This window comes from Prosthecobacter sp., assembly GCF_044227185.1.
In the GTDB taxonomy this organism is placed as follows: Bacteria; Verrucomicrobiota; Verrucomicrobiia; order Verrucomicrobiales; family Verrucomicrobiaceae; genus Prosthecobacter.
Genome location: NZ_JBGAFO010000010.1, coordinates 1 through 16,798 on the forward strand (window position 1 = coordinate 1; position 16,798 = coordinate 16,798).

The 16,798-nt window shown below is 59.7% G+C and carries 13 protein-coding genes; 9 read left to right on the top strand and 4 right to left on the bottom strand.

What is annotated here, in order from left to right:
- The coding region (locus ACILSQ_RS21785) for an FAD-dependent oxidoreductase (protein WP_395745777.1) at positions 1 to 1,742 on the bottom strand (1,742 nt) is incomplete at its 3' end.
- A gap of 574 nt (positions 1,743 to 2,316) precedes the next feature.
- Positions 2,317 to 3,375 carry an NAD(P)-dependent alcohol dehydrogenase gene (locus ACILSQ_RS21790; RefSeq protein ID WP_395745778.1) on the bottom strand — a complete coding sequence of 353 codons (1,059 nt, stop codon included), beginning with the start codon at positions 3,373 to 3,375 and terminating at the stop codon, positions 2,317 to 2,319.
- Between the two features lie 103 nt (positions 3,376 to 3,478).
- Here ACILSQ_RS21790 and ACILSQ_RS21795 point away from each other — a divergent pair, with 103 nt between their 5' ends.
- From ACILSQ_RS21795 to ACILSQ_RS21815, 5 genes are all read left to right on the top strand, one after another.
- Positions 3,479 to 4,492, top strand: a complete 1,014-nt coding sequence (locus ACILSQ_RS21795; RefSeq protein WP_395745779.1) for a LacI family DNA-binding transcriptional regulator — start codon at positions 3,479 to 3,481, stop codon at positions 4,490 to 4,492.
- Positions 4,493 to 4,774: 282 nt separating this feature from the next.
- Positions 4,775 to 5,890 (top strand): efflux RND transporter periplasmic adaptor subunit, encoded by a 1,116-nt coding sequence (locus ACILSQ_RS21800; RefSeq protein ID WP_395745780.1) that lies wholly within the window; start codon positions 4,775 to 4,777, stop codon positions 5,888 to 5,890.
- A gap of 12 nt (positions 5,891 to 5,902) precedes the next feature.
- Positions 5,903 to 9,103 carry an efflux RND transporter permease subunit gene (locus tag ACILSQ_RS21805; protein ID WP_395745781.1) on the top strand — a complete coding sequence of 1,067 codons (3,201 nt, stop codon included), beginning with the start codon at positions 5,903 to 5,905 and terminating at the stop codon, positions 9,101 to 9,103.
- 124 nt (positions 9,104 to 9,227) lie between these two features.
- On the top strand, positions 9,228 to 10,592 hold the full coding sequence (locus ACILSQ_RS21810) for a TolC family protein (protein ID WP_395745782.1): 1,365 nt from the start codon (positions 9,228 to 9,230) through the stop codon (positions 10,590 to 10,592).
- A gap of 331 nt (positions 10,593 to 10,923) precedes the next feature.
- Positions 10,924 to 11,520, top strand: a complete 597-nt coding sequence (locus ACILSQ_RS21815) for a hypothetical protein (protein WP_395745783.1) — start codon at positions 10,924 to 10,926, stop codon at positions 11,518 to 11,520.
- A 281-nt stretch (positions 11,521 to 11,801) separates the two neighbouring features.
- On the opposite strand, the gene ACILSQ_RS21820 is transcribed toward ACILSQ_RS21815, so the two are convergent.
- Positions 11,802 to 12,476 carry a hypothetical protein gene (locus ACILSQ_RS21820; protein ID WP_395745784.1) on the bottom strand — a complete coding sequence of 225 codons (675 nt, stop codon included), beginning with the start codon at positions 12,474 to 12,476 and terminating at the stop codon, positions 11,802 to 11,804.
- 158 nt (positions 12,477 to 12,634) lie between these two features.
- On the opposite strand from ACILSQ_RS21820, the gene rlmN reads away from it, so the two are divergent.
- The 3 genes from rlmN to ACILSQ_RS21835 all read left to right on the top strand — a co-directional run bounded on the left by rlmN (position 12,635) and on the right by ACILSQ_RS21835 (position 15,205).
- Positions 12,635 to 13,720 (top strand): 23S rRNA (adenine(2503)-C(2))-methyltransferase RlmN, encoded by a 1,086-nt coding sequence (gene rlmN, locus ACILSQ_RS21825; RefSeq protein WP_395745785.1) that lies wholly within the window; start codon positions 12,635 to 12,637, stop codon positions 13,718 to 13,720.
- Positions 13,717 to 14,178: a cupin domain-containing protein gene (locus tag ACILSQ_RS21830; RefSeq protein ID WP_395745786.1), complete on the top strand. Its 462-nt coding sequence runs from the start codon at positions 13,717 to 13,719 to the stop codon at positions 14,176 to 14,178. Before rlmN ends, ACILSQ_RS21830 begins: the two co-directional genes overlap by 4 nt.
- A 73-nt stretch (positions 14,179 to 14,251) precedes the next feature.
- Positions 14,252 to 15,205 carry a hypothetical protein gene (locus ACILSQ_RS21835; protein ID WP_395745787.1) on the top strand — a complete coding sequence of 318 codons (954 nt, stop codon included), beginning with the start codon at positions 14,252 to 14,254 and terminating at the stop codon, positions 15,203 to 15,205.
- A gap of 11 nt (positions 15,206 to 15,216) precedes the next feature.
- Here the strand turns inward: ACILSQ_RS21835 and ACILSQ_RS21840 are convergent, their stop codons facing one another.
- On the bottom strand, positions 15,217 to 15,681 hold the full coding sequence (locus ACILSQ_RS21840) for a hypothetical protein (protein ID WP_395745788.1): 465 nt from the start codon (positions 15,679 to 15,681) through the stop codon (positions 15,217 to 15,219).
- Positions 15,682 to 15,834: 153 nt separating this feature from the next.
- On the opposite strand from ACILSQ_RS21840, the gene ACILSQ_RS21845 reads away from it, so the two are divergent.
- Complete coding sequence (locus tag ACILSQ_RS21845; protein ID WP_395745789.1) at positions 15,835 to 16,731, top strand: class I SAM-dependent methyltransferase; 897 nt, start codon at positions 15,835 to 15,837, stop codon at positions 16,729 to 16,731.
- The last annotated feature ends 67 nt before the right edge of the window (positions 16,732 to 16,798 follow it).

The following is a 16,798-nucleotide window of genomic DNA, read 5'->3' on the forward strand; positions in this document are numbered from 1 at the left end:
CCGACGACCTCTCCCATCATGCCGCAGGTGCGCATGACGCGGGTGGAGCCGAGGGCGTGGCGCTCGACGGAGATGGTGCGGCCGGCCATGAAGAGATTGCCGATGTCCTTGCTGTAGAAGCAGCGGTAGGGGACGGGGTAGCCGTTTTTGCGGTCGGTGTGCTTGCCGAATTCGGCGCGGGAGATGAAGGGATTGTCGGGGAAGTTTTTGGCGTACTGCTCTTTGGGATAGTGGAGGTCCTGGTCCCAGGTGGTGGGGACGCAGCCGTCGGGATGGATGATGCCTTTGACCATGTCTTCGCCATTGAGGATCATGTCTCCAACGATGCGGCGGGATTCGCGGGGGCCGCCGATGTAGGCGAGCCAGGTGAGGTCGAAGTCGGCGTATTTGTCGGCCTTGAGGGTTTTGAGGGCGGAGACGGCGCCGTAAACGGCGCGGAAGTTGTGGTCGCGGATGAGTTCGAGGTCGTTGAGGGGGTGCTTGTCGAAGCCGCTTTCCCAGAACCACTCGCCGTGGACGTAGTCTTCAGGGGCGGGTGTGGGGGTGTAGCCGAGGTCGTAGCCTTTCATGTTTTCGGCGTTCTTTTTGCCGACGGGGGCCATGGGCTTGGGCTCGGGGAAGTCATCGAGCGTGAGGGGGAGGGCCCAGGGGGTGGCGGGCCAGGTGACGGGGTGCTTCAAATTTTGCATGACCCACATGTTGCTCATGCCCATGCGGCCTTTTTCTTCCATCATGAACTCGGCTCCGGCGAGGGCGCCGACGCTGCCGTGGCCGGTGCAGTCGACGAAGAGCTTGCCAAGGAAGCGGGTTTCTTTGCCGGATTTGGTGTCGAGGCCGATGACGGAGCGGATGTTCTTTTTGTCGGCGGTCATTTCGACGCCGTAGACGTGGGTGTTGAGGAAGAGCTGGATGGTTTTCTCGGCTTTGACGGTGTCTTCTTTGAGCTTGTCATTGAACTCCTGGGGATTGGCGGCGGGGCTGTTGCTGGCGCGGTCGGCGAACTCCTCGACGATCTCGCCGAGGTGGGGATAGAGGCCGCGGCGAGTGCCGCCCATGGCCCAGACCTGGATTTCGCTGGAGCCATTGCCACCGAGGACGGGGCGGTTTTGGATGAAGGCGACCTTGAGGCCCTGGCGTGCGCCGGAGATGGCGGCGCCCATGCCGGAGTAGCCGCCGCCGATGACGACGAGGTCGAACTCGGGGGATTCGGGGGCTTTCTCTGGGAGGCCGAGGAGCTGGCGGCGGAGTTTATTGGTAGCGGCGAGGTCGGTGGGAGGAGTGAAGTCTTCGCCGTCTTTGGCGAGGATGAGGGCGTCGATGCGGCCATCGAAGCCGGTGAGGTCGTGGAGGGCGAGGGTGGTGGTCTTGCCGGTGATTTTGATGGGGGCGGATTTTTCCCACTGCCAGTCTTTGCCGGTGGTGCCGAATTCGTGGTCGAGGGTGGTGCCGTTGACGGTGATCTGGAAGCGGCCGGGGGTGCCGGTGGCATTGAAGGGGGCGACCCAGTTTTTGGTGCGGGCCCAGAGGGTGTAGGTTCCGGCGGGGAGGTCGACGTCTGTGGTGGCGTCTTTGACGGGCTTGCCCATGCCGTGGGCCATGAGGTAGGGGGAGCCCATGATGTCGATGAACTGAGTGTCGAGGACCCAGCCGCCGGGGGAGGAGAAGGATTCGGCTTCGAGCCAGAGCGGCTGGGCGCTGGCGGCGGTGAGGGTGAGGAGGGTGGCGAGGAGGGCGGATTTCATGGGTGGGGAAGGTTTTAAACGACGGCGAGGGGGGAAAGCAATCGTGGAGTGTTTGTTACGGTAACAGGCGGGGTATTGATGATTTGGGGGAGGTTGGCCGAAAAAGGGGAAAGAGGGGAAAAGATCAGAGATGAATGGCCGCAAAGAGACGCAAGAAGGGACGCAAAAAATGACGGAGGAATGATTTTGAATTGGCCGAAAAGGGAGAGCGCTGGGGATTTACTGAAAACTGGGAACTGAAAACTGAGAATTGGAAATTGGCCGGCGCAGGCGTTTCGCAGTGGAAGGGACATCCGATTTTGCCGCAGAGGAGCGGAGAGGCAGAGGGAGCAGAGGATGAATTGGTGAGGGAGTCTGTGGTGAGGGCTGAGGGATTGACGATTGATGAGCAATCGATTTTTGATTTTTGAGGTGGGGACCTTGTGGGGAGAGGTGGTGGTGGGGTGGCGCAGATGGTTTTGGGAGTGAAGGGAGCGCTGATCGACAGACATGAGTGTCTGTCGTACTCCAAAAAAACGCGGTGGGTCCGGGAGGACGCACCGCGTTGAGGAGGGGGGATTGGGGGACTGGCTTTTTACTCGGATTTGAGGGAGGCCATGTCGATGGAGAAGCGGTATTTGACGTCGCTCTTGAGGAGGCGGTCGTAGGCTTCGTTGATTTTTTGGATGGGGATGATTTCGACGTCGGAGGTGATGTTGTGGGTGCCGCAGAATTCGAGCATTTCCTGGGTTTCGGCGATGCCGCCGATGAGGGAGCCGGCGAGGCGCTTGCGACCGAAGAGGAGGCCGAAGGCGGAGACGGGGAGAGGTTTGTCGGGGGCACCGACGAGGGTGAGGGTGCCGTCGATTTTGAGGAGGTTGAGGTAGCTGTTGATGTCGTGGTCGGCGGAGACGGTGTCGAGGATGAAGTCGAAGCTGAAGGCGTGGCGCTGCATCTCGTTGGCGTCGCTGGAGATGATGACTTCATCGGCACCGAGGGCGAGGGCGGCGTCTTTCTTTTTGGGGGAGGTGGAGATGACGACGGTGTGGGCTCCGAAGGCGTGGGCGAATTTTACGCCCATGTGGCCAAGGCCGCCTAGGCCGACAACGCCGACTTTTTTGCCCTTGAGGTCGCCCCAGCGGCGCATGGGGGAGTAGGTGGTGATGCCGGCGCAGAGGAGCGGGGCGACACCGGGGAGGCTGAGGTTGGCGGGGACGGTGAGGGCGAAGTGCTCATCGACGACGATGGAGGAGGAGTAGCCGCCGTAGGTGACGGGGGCGGTGCCGTGCTTGTCAGGGGAATTGTAGGTGAAGGTGGCGTGAGGGCAGAACTGCTCGAGATCGGCGGCGCACTGCGGGCAGGACTGGTCGGAGCCGACGAGGCAGCCGACGCCGACGATGTCGCCGACTTTGTGCTTTTTCACGGCGGAGCCGACCTTGGTGATGCGGCCGACGATTTCGTGGCCGGGGACGCAGGGATAGACGGTGGGCATCGCGCTCCACTCGTTGCGTGCCTGATGGAGATCGGAGTGGCAGACACCGCAGTAGAGGATGTCGAGTTCGACGTCTCGGTCGGTGGGCTCGCGGCGGGGGATGCTGAGGTGGGAGAGGGCGGAGGTGGGGCTGGAGGCGGCGTAGGCTTTGGCGGTGGGCATGGGGAGTGGGGTGAGAGCGGAGGGATACGTGTGGCGGGGAATTTATGATTTACGATTTATGATTTCTGATTTGGGGGAGGAGGAGGGCGTGTAGAGTGGGGGCATGGGGCGGCTTTCTTTGAATGATATTGCGGCGAGGCTTGGGGTTTCCAAGATGACGGTGTCGCGGGCGTTGCGTGGGGGGAAGCATGTGGAGGCGGAGCTAAGGGAGAAGATTGTGAGGATGGCGGAGGAAATGGGGTACAGGCCGGACCCGGAGATCGCGAAGCTGATGACGCACATGCGGAGGGCGCGGGGGGTGAGCGAGCCGCGGACGCTGGGGTTTGTGTGGGCGGAGCGGAGTGCGGGGGAGATTGAGAGGTCTTCGTGGTCGCAGCAGCTGGCTCTGGGGGCGCAGAGGCAGGCGGCGAGGCTGGGGTTCCGGCTGGAGGAGTTTTATTTATCTGCGCGGGGGATGACGGGGAGGCGGCTTTCGGAGATTTTGGAGGCGCGGGGGATTCCTGGGTTCATTCTTTCGCCGCTGGTTTCGCGCAGCCGCGGGCATGTGAGCATGGCATGGGAGAAATTTTGCAGCGTGGTGATCGGGCTGGGGTATGCGAGGCCGCAGCTGCACCGGGTGCACCATCATCACTATCTGGGGATGATGACGGCTCTGCGAATGCTGAAGAAACAGGGGTGCAAGAGGATTGGGTTTTACTGCGGGAACACGATCAATGAGCGAATGTTTCGGGCGTGGTCGGCGAGCTTTGTGGCGCATCATCCGCTGGCGGAGCCGGGGGAGCTGCTGGCGCTGAGGAAGGTGCCGGAGCGGGGAGACTTTTTGGAATGGGTGCGGAAGGTGAAGCCGGAGGTGGTGATCGATGGCGGGCACGTGGTGAAGGAGTGGCTGGCGGAGCTGCCTGCGAGGCGAAGGCCGGAGCATGTGACGCTGGGGTGGCGGGCGGACATGGCGGAGGTGGCGGGCATCGACCAACAGGCTGCGGTGCTGGGTGCGGCGGCGGTGGATCTGCTGGTGACGCAGTATCAGCAGAATGAACGGGGGATACCGGAGTCCCCCAAGATCGTGATGACGGAGGGGGTATGGAGGGGTGCGAAGGGAGGAAAGTGCTCAGGATGATGTGAGCGGCGGAGGAACTGCGGGGGTGGTGTTTGAGCCAAGGAGCACCAAAACTTAATTCTTTGATTTTGAATACATTGAATACCAATGAAGAAACTTGGCGCAGGTAGATTTGGGCGGGTGGCGTGGCAAGGTGGCGGGAGGAAACCGGGTGATTTTGTATGGCCTTGTGGCGGCGGGCCTTTCTGCGGGTGAATGGCAGTGGTGCCGGGGATGGGTGTAAAAACCCCCTGAAGAGGTTATATGAATAGACGGTGGTGTATGGCTTCGTATGCACCAAGAATGGAATCCCTGCATATCTCACCCCGCAAATCCCTCATGTTAGTCGGCCTGATGGCCAGCCTGATCCTCAGCGGCTGCCACCACAAGGAAGCGGAACACGAGGAAGAAGAGGAGAAGCCGCAGCTGGTGCTGACAAATCCGATCCAGCAAGATACGCTCGTGTCACGCGAATATGTCTGCCAAATCCGTTCCTGCCGTAACATTGAAGTGCGGGCGCTGGAGAGAGGCTACCTGGAAGGCGTGTTTGTCAAAGAAGGGCAGATCGTGAAAGAAGGCGATCCGATGTTCAAGATCATGCCGCTGGTGTACCAGGCGGAGCTGAAGAGTGCTGAAGCAGAAGCCCAGGTGGCAAAGGTGGAATTTGAAAACACCAAGCGCCTGACCGAAAACAAAGTGGTGTCTGACAAAGAGCTGGCGATGGCGAAGGCCAAGTATGACGCGAAGATGGCGGAGGTGAACCTGGCGCAAGCGCACCTGGGATTTACCAACATCAACGCACCGTTTCCGGGACTGATGGACCGGCTGCGCCTGCGGAACGGCAGCCTGGTGGACGAAGGGGACCTGCTGACGACGCTTTCGGACAACAGCGAGATGTGGGTGTACTTCAACGTTCCGGAGGCGGAGTACCTGGACTACATGACCCAGCCGCAGCCGGATGAAAGAAAGAAAGTCGATCTGGTGATGGCGAACGGCAAGGTCTTCAACCAGTCGGGAAGACTGAACGTGATCGAGGCGGAGTTTAACAACCAGACCGGAACGATCCCGTTCCGCGCGGATTTCCCGAATCCGGACCGCCTGCTGCGGCATGGCGAGACGGGCAACATCCGGATGCAGAAAATGGTGAAAGGGGCGATCCTGGTGCCGCAGAAGGCGACGTTTGAAATTTTGGACCACCACTACGTGTTTGTGGTGGGCAAGGATGAGATCATCAAGCAGGAGAGAATCCACGTGGTGGAGGAAGTGGAGGATCTGTTCATCGTCAGTTCAGGGGTAAAGACGAGCGACAGGATCATTTTTGAAGGCGTGCGGCAGGCACGAGACGGCGACAAGGCAAGCGACTACAAGACAGTCGGAGCGGCGGAAGCCTTCAAGAATTTGAAGATCAAGGCGGAATAAAATACCTCTACCATGTTTACGAAGATCCTGAAAAGGCCAGCACTGGCCATTGTTATTTCGCTGATCATCCTCTTCCTGGGAGGGCTTTCCATATTAACGCTGCCGATTTCGCAGTTCCCGAACGTGGCACCGGTGCTGGTGACGGTGACGCTGGACTACCCGGGTGCGAGCGCGAAGGTGCTGGAAGAGTCCTGCCTCATTCCGCTGGAGCAGTCCATCAACGGGGTGCAGAACATGAAGTACATGGTGTCCAGCGCGGCGAGCTCCGGCGAGGCGGTGATCCAGATCTTCTTCCACATGGGGACCGACCCCAACCAGGCGACGGTGAACGTGCTGAACCGTGTGAACGCGGTGTCATTCCGATTACCACCGCTGGTGGTTCGAGAGGGCATCATCGTGTGGAACCTAGCGCCGAACATGCTGATGTACGTGAACTTGTACAGCAAGGACAAGAACGCGGACATGAAGTTCCTGTTCAACTACGCGTACATCTCGCTGTTTCCTGAGCTGTTCCGCACACGCGGGGTCGGCTACGTGAAGATTCTGGGAACGCGCCAGTATGCGATGCGCGTGTGGCTGAAGCCGGACCGCATGCGTGCCTACAACGTCTCAAGCGAGATGGTGATGACGGCGCTACGAGAGCAAAGCATGATCGGATCTCCGGGACGAATAGGGCGAGCGGACAGCAAGACCTCCCAGTCGCTGGAATACGTGCTGACGTATGTGGGACGATTCAACACGGCGGAGCAGTATGAGAACGTGATCCTGCGCTCCACGGAGAATGGGGAGCTGCTGAAGCTGAAGGATGTGGCGGAAGTGGAGCTGGGAAGCGAATTCTACGACTTGTACTCTGACCTGGACGGCGACCCTGCGGCGGCGATCGTGATCAAGCAAAGCTACGGAAGCAACGCGGCGGAGGTGATCAAAGAGCTGAAGGGCAAACTGGAGGAAGCGAAGAAAACGTTTCCGCCGGGAATGGACTATAAGATCAGCTATGACGTGTCCAGCTTCCTGGATGCCTCGATTCATCAAGTGCTGCACACGCTGGTGGAAGCCTTCGTGCTGGTGGCGCTGGTGGTGTTCGTCTTCCTGGGAGACTGGCGATCCACGCTGATTCCGACGCTGGCGGTGCCGGTGTCCCTGGTGGGTGCGTTCTTCCTGATGCAGATGCTGGATGTGAACATCAACCTGATCACGCTCTTCGCGCTGGTGCTGGCGATCGGCATTGTGGTGGACGACCCGATCGTGGTGGTGGAGGCGGTGCATGCGAAGATGCATGGCACGGACATTTCGCCGTATCGGGCGACCCAGATGGTGCTGCACGAAATTGCGGGTGCGGTTATCGCGATCACGCTGGTGATGACGGCGGTGTTTGTGCCGGTGACGTTCATGTCCGGCCCGGTGGGGGTTTTCTACCGGCAGTTCTCGATCACGATGGCGGTGGCGATCATTCTTTCGGGCGTGATGGCGCTGACGCTGACGCCGGTGCTGTGCGCAATGATTTTGAAGAAAACGGATCATCATCACAAGGCGAGAGGGCCGATCGCGTGGCTGCTGGGGATCTTCAACTACTGGTTCGACAAGGTCACGGATGTGTACGTGGGGCTGCTGAGGCACATCGTGCACCGGCGGCTACTGACCTTCCTGGTGCTGGGAGGAGCGATGGCGGGCATCTACTTCATCAACCTCACGCTGCCGTCCGGATTCATTCCGACGGAAGACCAGGGCATGATCTACGCGATTCTGCAGACACCGCCGGGCACGACGCTGGAGCGAACCTATGCGAAGTCACGTGAGATGATGAAAGTGGCGAAGGAAATCGATGGCATTGACTCGGTGTCCACGCTGGCGGGCTATGAAGTGCTGACGGAGGGTCGCGGATCGAACTCCGGCACCTGCTTGATCAACCTCAAGAACTGGGAAGAACGAAAACTCACGGCGCCGGAGATCATCGCGGAGCTCAAAGAGAAGTGCTCCAAGATCTCAGGCGTGCGCATCGAGTTCTTCGAACCGCCGGCGGTGCCTGGCTACGGTGCTGCGGGTGGCTTTGCCCTGAGTCTTCTGGACAAAACCAACTCTGGCGACTACGACCGCCTGCAGGAGGTGAACAACCAGTTCATGGAGAAACTGGCGAAGCGAAAGGAAGTACGCGGCCTGTTCACCTTCTTCAGTGCGAACTATCCGCAGCTGGAAGTCGTGATCGACAACAAGATCGCGATGCAGAAAGGCGTCTCGATCGGCAAGGCGATGGACAACCTGGACATCATGGTGGGAAGCACGTATGAGCAGGGCTTCATTCTGTTCAACCGGTTCTGGAAGCTCTACATCCAGGCGCACCCGGACTACCGCAAGCTGCCGAAGGATCTGCAGGACCTGTATGTGGCCAACGACAAGGGCGAGATGGTGCCATACTCCGCTTTCATGACGCTGAAGCCGCGCCTGGGCCTGAACGAAATCACGCGATACAACGCCTACCCTGCCCCGAGCATTCAGGGCGCGCCGGCGGATGGATTCAGCAGCGGCGAAGCCATCGCCGCAATCAAGGACGTGGCGAAGTCACTGCCACCCGGCTACGACATCGCGTGGGCGGGCCTGTCATTTGACGAAGCCGCTCGAGGCAACGAGGCGATCGTGATCTTCGTGGTGGTGCTGCTGTTTGTGTATCTGGTGCTGGTGGGCCAGTATGAAAGCTTCACGCTGCCGCTGGCGGTGATTCTGTCCCTGCCGATCGGGGTGATGGGCTCCTTCGTGCTGCTGAAGGGCATGGAGCTGAGCAATGACATCTATGCGCAGGTGGGTCTGATCATGCTCGTGGGCCTGCTGGGCAAGAACGCGATTCTGATCGTGGAATTTGCGCAGCAGCGGCACCATGAAGGCCTGACCATTCTGGAAGCCGCGATCGAAGGTGCGAAGGTGCGCTTCCGCCCGATTTTGATGACCTCTTTCGCCTTCGTGGCAGGGATGATTCCGCTGCTGAGGGCCTCTGGAGCAGGCGCCATCGCGAACAAGACCATCGGTGCATCCGCCGCCGGCGGCATGCTGCTGGGAACGATCATCGGCCTCCTCGTTATTCCCGGACTCTATTACATCTTCGGCACGCTCGCAGCACGTGGGAAACTCCTGCCTGACGAGGACGATATGCCGTTGAGCGAACTCGGAGAATACGGTAAGCATGATCATGAAAAAAGTGAATCGCAAGTTCCTAGCATTTAATCTGGCCTGCATGTGCGTTCTGGTGCAGGGGTGCTCGTCGGTGCTCCGACGCGGTCCCCTGCCCTCCAGCGACCCGCCATTGCCAGCCAACTTTCCGGATGCGTCTGGAAAGAGGAGTTCCGCGATGATCGGCTGGAAGGAGTACTTCAAGGATCCGAACCTGACCTCGCTGATCAGCACCGCGCTGAGCAACAACATGGAGCTGAACATCCTGATCCAGGAGATCAAGGCGGCACAGGCTGATGTGACGAGGACCAAGGGCGCCTACCTGCCATTCGTGACGGCAGGGACAAGCGCCGGGCTGGACAAGATCGGACGGCATACGGCGGCGGGAGCTGCGGAGGACAACATTGCCAATGAGATCGCGGCCGGACAGAAGATTCCAACGAACACGCCGAACTACACGCTGGGAGCCAACTTTGACTGGGAGCTGGACATCTGGAGGAAGCTGAGAAACGAGCGTGACGCGGCGATCCTGCGCTACCTGGGCACGCAAGAAGGACGGAATTTCATGGTCACCTCGATCGTGGCGGAGATCGCCCAGACGTACTATGAGCTGATAGCCTTTGACAACCAGCTGTCCATTCTGAAAGCGATGATCGAGAACCAGAAGAGCGCGCTCGAAGCTGTGAAGCTGCAGAAGGCGAACGCGCGTGTGACCGAACTGGCCGTGCGACGCTTTGAAGCTGAAGTGCTCAAGAACCAGAGCCGGCTCTTCAAGATCCAGCAGCAGATCGTGGTGGCTGAAAACAGGCTGAACTACCTGGCAGGACGATATCCGCAACGTGTGAAGCGGAAGTCGGACGGATTCGACAAGCTGATGCTGACAAACGTGAACACCGGGCTGCCGGTGGAGCTGCTGAGGAACCGTCCGGACGTGCGACGTGCGGAGCTGGAACTGGCGGCGTCAGGGCTGGATGTGAAGGCTGCGGCGGCGCAGTTCTACCCTTCCCTGAGCATTGCCGGAGCGCTGGGCCTGCAGTCTTTCTCCCTGCAGTCGTCGTTCACGATGCCGGCGTCCCTGGCTTACAGCGCGGCGGCCAATCTGATGGCACCGCTGATCAACCGAAGCGCGATCAAGGCGAACTTCCAAGGTGCGAGTGCGCGCCAGATCGCGGCGATCTACACGTACCAGCAAACGGTGCTGAAAGCCTACATCGAGACTGTGAATCAGCTGGCACAGATCCGAAACTACGGCCAGAGCTACAACCTGAAGAGCCAGCAGGTGGCGGCGCTGTCTGATTCCATCACGATCGCAGGCCAGCTCTTTTTCAATGCGCGTGCCGAGTATACCGAGGTGCTGTTCACGCAACGTGACGCGCTGGAGTCCAAGATGGACCTGGTGGAGCTGAAGCAAGAGCAGCTGAGTGCTTTTGTGAAAGCGTACAAGGCGCTGGGCGGCGGCTACAACCGGAACGAAGGCGGGTCTGGAAACACCCCTCAGATGACGGTGCCGAAAGCGGCGGGTACGCTGCGCGGGGGGAACTAGCTGGCAAGTTTTTGAATTGAGACTGAGCAGCCTTGTTCCGCAGGAGCAAGGCTGCTTTGTTTTGCCCGTCAGGCGGGCTCTGGTCGTGAGGAATCCGCGGGGCAGCAAGCACGCGATTTTTATGCCTTTCAACCTTGCATGGACGGCGCACTTTTTGATGTGCCTGCGACACTGCAGACCCAAAATTTCGGCCCTGACGCAGCAGGGCCCCACCCGTCCTCCGGCGTGCGCTGCGCTGGACGGAATGGATTTGTTGCACCTTGAATGAGCCGGATCGGCGGGCGGTTTCGACTTGCCTACCCCAGTGGATTGCAGGCAAGATCCAAACGCGATGAACACGAATAACCCAACCGAAGTATCGGATGAAGAATTTGAAGCGTTTCTCGAAGGGCTGACGAATCCGAAGCCGCTCTCGCTGGCAGACCAGTTGCTCCATACACTTCAGTTTACGGTGCTGCCTGAGGCGGCATTTACCAATCATCCGGAACTGATCCGTGAACTTGAAACCCCGCGCCTGTCCTTCAATCTCCTGCATTTTCGGTCCAAAACTCTTCATCGCTGTGGTCGAGGTGAAACAGATGAGACACCTGAAAGCGAGGAGCGGCTGATGGCCGACATGAAACTATTTGGCGACCTGAACATCTCGACGCACCGCCGGGGTGGCTACTCGGTCCATGTGATCACCATGCCGGAGTCAGTATCACCCGGAGCCTATTACGCAGGCATTCTTTTCAAGGATGACGAAGCCAAGGTCCACTTCGAAACCGCGCCGTCAACGCGCTATTATACACTGGAAAAAGGCATCGGGAGCAGGGCGATGCTGTGTGAAAGCAGACCGGACGGAATGCACGGAACGATCAGGGAAACTCAAAACGATCCGGGATTGTTTGTGGAGTCGATTTTCGAGCGTGAAGGCATTATGCCATGAGTCCCATGAGGCATGGGGCCGGTCGCGAGGCAGCCCATTGCCAGGACGGCGGAGTGAATTATGCTCAACCCAAACCTTCTATGGCAGGGGATGTCTTCAGACAGCAGCCGTGAACTAGACCAACTCTCAAAAATCTTGTCACATTGCCCGGACGGCGGAGCGGCCCCATTGGCTGCGTTGGTCGCTTGCCTGTTATTTTCAAATAGCAGGCGGCGCTCCCGCCTTGCCACTGGGTCTGCTGCGCTCGCCGGTTCAATATGACAATCTTTTTGAGAACTGGTCTATTGGCCTTCCCAGACGTGGATGGAGTCGATCTGGCAGGAGCCGCCATCGACGGCTTTGAAGTCGATCTGAGCCTGGCCGGTCATGTCGATGTTTTTGCTCTCGAAGAGGTGCTTTGTGCCATCGATTTTGAGGATGAGGGTGCCTTTTTTGAGCTCGATGACGACGTCGTGCCACTGATTGAGGGTGAAGAGGGGCTGACCGACGGGGAGGGACTCGACATTCTTTTTGATGACCAGGGTGGTGGCTTTTTCGCTGAAGGTGAGGGTGTGAATGTGATGGCCGAGGTCGAAGATGGGGAAGCCTTTCTGGTAGGTTGTGGCATCGTATCGCACCCGCATGGAGCAGACGAAATTTTCCGGGACTTTTTTGAGCCAGATGACGGGCTTCAGGCCGGCGTGGGAGGGATCGGTGCTGGCTTTCTTTTTGTCCTGGAACTCCTTGGATGAAGGGGTGCCGGTGAGGACGCCGTCTTTGACGGCCCAGGTGGTGTTTTGACGGACTTCCCAGAACTCGGTGTTCAACGGTCCGCTGTCGAAGGTGTCGGAATAAATGGGTTTCAGGCTCTGGAAGAGCTCTGATTTGAAATCCGCATCCGTGGCCTGCGCCAGGGATGGCAGAGAGCGGAGTGTGAAAGCGAGGCAGAGAGCGGCAAAACGGAGGGGTGATGGCATGAGGGGTGAAACGCAGAACTCGGGTGGAGTTTTCAGCCAAGAGAGATGTGGCGGCGAAGGTGTGTGAGGTGGCTGAAGACCTGACGCTGAGAGACAGGTGCGGGCGATAGAACTCCAGTTGCGGCGCAACTGGACAACTTTATGACTGTAGGCGCTGTATGCCGCCACTTTCCCCTGCCCCGCGTTCGCTGCCTGACCTCTCCGTGGAGGAGCTGGCGACATGGATGGAGGTGGAGGGCTTCAAAGGTGCGCATGCGCCGCGGGTGCTGCGCAATCTGCTGGGTGTGCATGAGCGCGAATCACGGCCGGGGATGCTGCTGCCTGCGGAACTCACGGAGAGACTGCAGCATGAGTTTCCAAGCGCGGCGAGCCTGGCGATGCGGCAGGTGTCTGAGGATGGCACGACGAAGCTGCTGCTGCGGATGCAGGATGGACGCACGGTGGAGTCGGTGCTGATGCCGGACTATCATGCGGAGCGGGCGGCGGGGTGCATTTCCAGCCAGGTGGGATGCGCGATGGGGTGTGATTTTTGTGCGACGACGCAGACGGGATTTGAGAGGAACCTGACTTCGGGGGAGATTGTGGAGCAGTTCATCCAACTGCGGCGTGAAGCGCGGGATGCGGGGCGGACGCTGAGGACGATTGTCTTCATGGGGATGGGCGAGCCGATGCTGAACCTGAAGAATGTGCTGGCGGCGGTGAGGCGGATTGCGGATCCGAAACTGGGGGCGTTTGGGTGGAGGCAGATCACGATTTCGACGGTGGGGATCGTGCCGGGCATTGATGAACTGAGGGAGGCAAACCTGGGGGTGCATCTGGCGCTCTCACTGCATGCGCCAGATGATGCGACGCGGGCGGATCTGCTGCCAATGGGCAAACGATTTGATGTGGAGGATGTGCTGGCGGCGGTGGACCGGTATCAGGCGAGCAGCGGGCGGATCACGACGATTCAGTATTGCCTGCTGGAGGGAGTGAATGATTCGCTGGCGCAGGCGCGGGATCTTTCGCGGCTGCTGGAGGGACGGCGAATGCATGTGAATCTGCTGCGGTATAATGCGACGGGATTGAGCCTGCGCGGTCGGACGTATGCGCCGAGCAGCCTGGAGAAGACGGAGGCGTTTTTGATGGAGCTGCGTGCGCATGGGACGGTGGCGCATCTGAGAAGGGCGCGGGGGCCGGATATTGATGCGGCGTGCGGGCAGCTGCGGAAACGTGAGGCGGCACATTTGAAGGAGCATTCATGAAAACGATCGAAGGGTATCACCTCATCAAGCCAGAGGATCTGACGTGGCGGCTTTCCAACCTGATGAAGATTCCGAATGCGGATTTTCTGGAGCGAACGGGCAGCGAGAACATGGGCGCAAGGCTGTGGCGCATGCCGCCGATGAGCGCGAACACGCTGCACAAGCACATCCGGGCGGAGGAGTTTTACTTTGTGCTGGAAGGCACGGGGAAACTGCGTGTGGGTGAGGAGACACTGACGGTGCCGAAGCATGGCGGAGTGCTGGTGGGGCCGGGGCAACTGCGGCAGGTTTTTAACGACACGGCCGAGGAGGTGCTGTGGCTGATCATTGGCGCACCGGAGGAGGTGGAACTGCTGCCGGGCGCGGTGAACAAGCCGGATATGACGCTGATTTATCCGACGGATCCGACGCAACTGCCGAAGGAACTGGCGGGTGTGGAGTGGCCGCCGAAAGGATGAGGTGAGAGTGTGCCTCGCCAAAACAGGGGACTTGCCGGATGGGGCGCGTCTTTTTAGGCTTGTGGTCCCAACCATGATTCTACCTTCACGCCCTTGGGTCGTTTTGGCGGCCTTGCTTTGTCTCAGCGCGGCCACGTTGCAGGCGCAGTTTACGTTTCAGGCACAGAGCAATCCTGCACGGGTGGAGGTGAAGAGCAGCACGGGGCAGTGGCTGGCGACGTTTACGAAAGACTGCCAGACGGTGACACTGCTGGGGCCGAAGCGGAGCTTTGCGGAAAGCACGGCCACTGATCCTGTGGCGCATGAGGTGTGGGTGAGGACTATGCCGAAGGCATTTGATGGCGAGAGGGTACCGCAGGAGTGGCTGATGGAGGCGCTGAAGGCGAACCACGTGAAGGCGCCGGACATCCTCGCGATGGGCATGCAGTATCTGCGTGATGCACCGGCGGTGAAGGTGGGTGAAACGCAGATCGCGGGGGATGCCTCGTATGGGCCGCCGACGGCTTCGGGGAGCCGGGCGGAGGGTTCGGATTTTAATGATTACCTGGGCATCACGGTGAGTGCAGGTGGGCAGGCGGACGCACCGGAGGCGGATCAATTTCGCTGCGTGGACTGCTCGGGGTTTACGCGGCTGCTGTTTGGGTATCGGGTGTGTGCGCCGAACAAGGATGCGGTGTTTACGCTGGTGGCGGGGGATTCGCAAAAGGCAGGAGAGCTGCCGCGGCGTGCGGTGCAACTGGCGGAATGTGGCACGGGTGTGGTGATCGTGCCGAATGAGGGGAAGCAGATCACGGCGTTTGATTTGATGCTGCCGGGGGATTTGGTGTTTTTTGACGCTTCAGAAAATGACGGGGCGGCGATTGATCATGTGGGCACGTATCTGGGTCTCGATGCGGGAGGGCATCATCGGTTTATCTCGAGCCGGAAATCGGCGGATGGGCCGACGATGGGGGACACACAGGGGAAGTCGATCCTGGATGGGACTGGTCTGTATGCGAAGAGCTTTCGCGCGGTGAGGCGGCTGTGATGGATGACTGATCAGAACAGCTCGCTCTGCGCAGATGGCTTGGGCGGAGGTGCGGGCAGCGGAGATAACCTGCGGATGCCACGGTCCGCAGTCATCGTGCCGAAAAGAGAGCAGCGTGGCTCCTGGAAATAAGAGGCTTCTCCTTCGGTGGCCTCTCGTGTCACCATTTTGGCGATGCGATAAGGTGCGCCATTTTTGCCGACCACCGGAGCTTCGAGCACGAACAAAAGGTGTGCTCCTTCAGGAGCGTCTCCCCAGGCGACGTCTTCGGTTTTGTTGTCCTTCACGCCCACGGCGGCGACTTCCGCCGTCTGGGTGAGTTCGTGGCCGGGCTTCTTGAGCCACCAGTCGAGCTTCTCTTGTTTGGCGGAGCCGCCCCAGACACCTTCCACTTTGGAACCGTCAGCACGGGACAAATCCACCTTTTGGCTGGCTTTCCAGACCTTGCCGTCCGTGGTGCGGTAGATGTTGCACATATTGGAACCAAAGTTCGCCATGAGTGGCTGGGGCGAAAGCGAATTTGCACGGCCAGACGCAACCTTCATTGAATGCCTGCACAACCTGCGGCAAGACATTGGACTGTGAATCCTTCTTTCCGACCTGCGACTGCTGCTGCTTCTTTGATCTGGATGACACCTGCGCAATGCAAGGTGATCGAAGCTGCGGGCACGACGGCGTATCGGCTGGCCTCGGGGCCGGGGGGATGGGTGGAGAGGCTGGGGGATGATGTGATCATCTCGTACAAGCATGACGCGGCGCGTGATGAAATGGGAGCGGGACTGGATGCGTGGTGTGCGAAGGCGGAGTGGCGGCCGGTGCGGGTATTTCACCGGTTTATGCCGATCAAGAATGCGGACCGCATCTGCCCGGTGCTCCACAGCGGGGATGCGGCGCTGCCGCTGACGACGGTGGTGACGGAGGCGGGGATTCGCTATGGGCTGGACATTGGCGCGAGCTACAGTCATGGGCTGTTTTTGGATCAGCGGCTGAATCGCGCGAAGCTGCAGGCGCTGAAGCCGAAGCGGGTGCTGAATACGTTTGCGTATACGTGCAGCTTTTCAGTGGTGGCGGCGCTGGCGGGGGCGGAGACGGTGAGCGTGGATCTCTCGCGCAAGTCGCTGGATCGTGGCAGGGAGAATTTGAAGCTGAATGGGATTGCTGAGAGCAAGCATAGCTTCATTGCGGATGACACGATGGAGCTACTGGCGCAGCTGGCGGCCAAGGGGGAGAAGTTTGATGCGATCATTCTGGATCCGCCGACTTTTTCCCGCAGCAAGAGCGGGCGGCGCTGGCAGGTGGAGGATCACTTTGAAGATCTCGTGAATGCGGCGCTGGAAGTGGCGGCACCGAAGTGTGCGATCCTGCTTTCGACGAACTGCACGAAGCTGGACCCGAACTCGATGGAGCGGCGGGCGCGGTGGTGCGCGAAGATCAAGCGGCGTGCTGCGGAGTATATGAGCCTCGGTGTGCCGGTGGATTTCCCGGCGGGGCATGGGGCGAGCACGCTGTGGATGATGGTGCGATGAGGGGGCCTAGGAAAATGAGCCGAAGAGGGGCCAAGCTGTGCAGAAACAGGGCGGAAAAATTTTACCG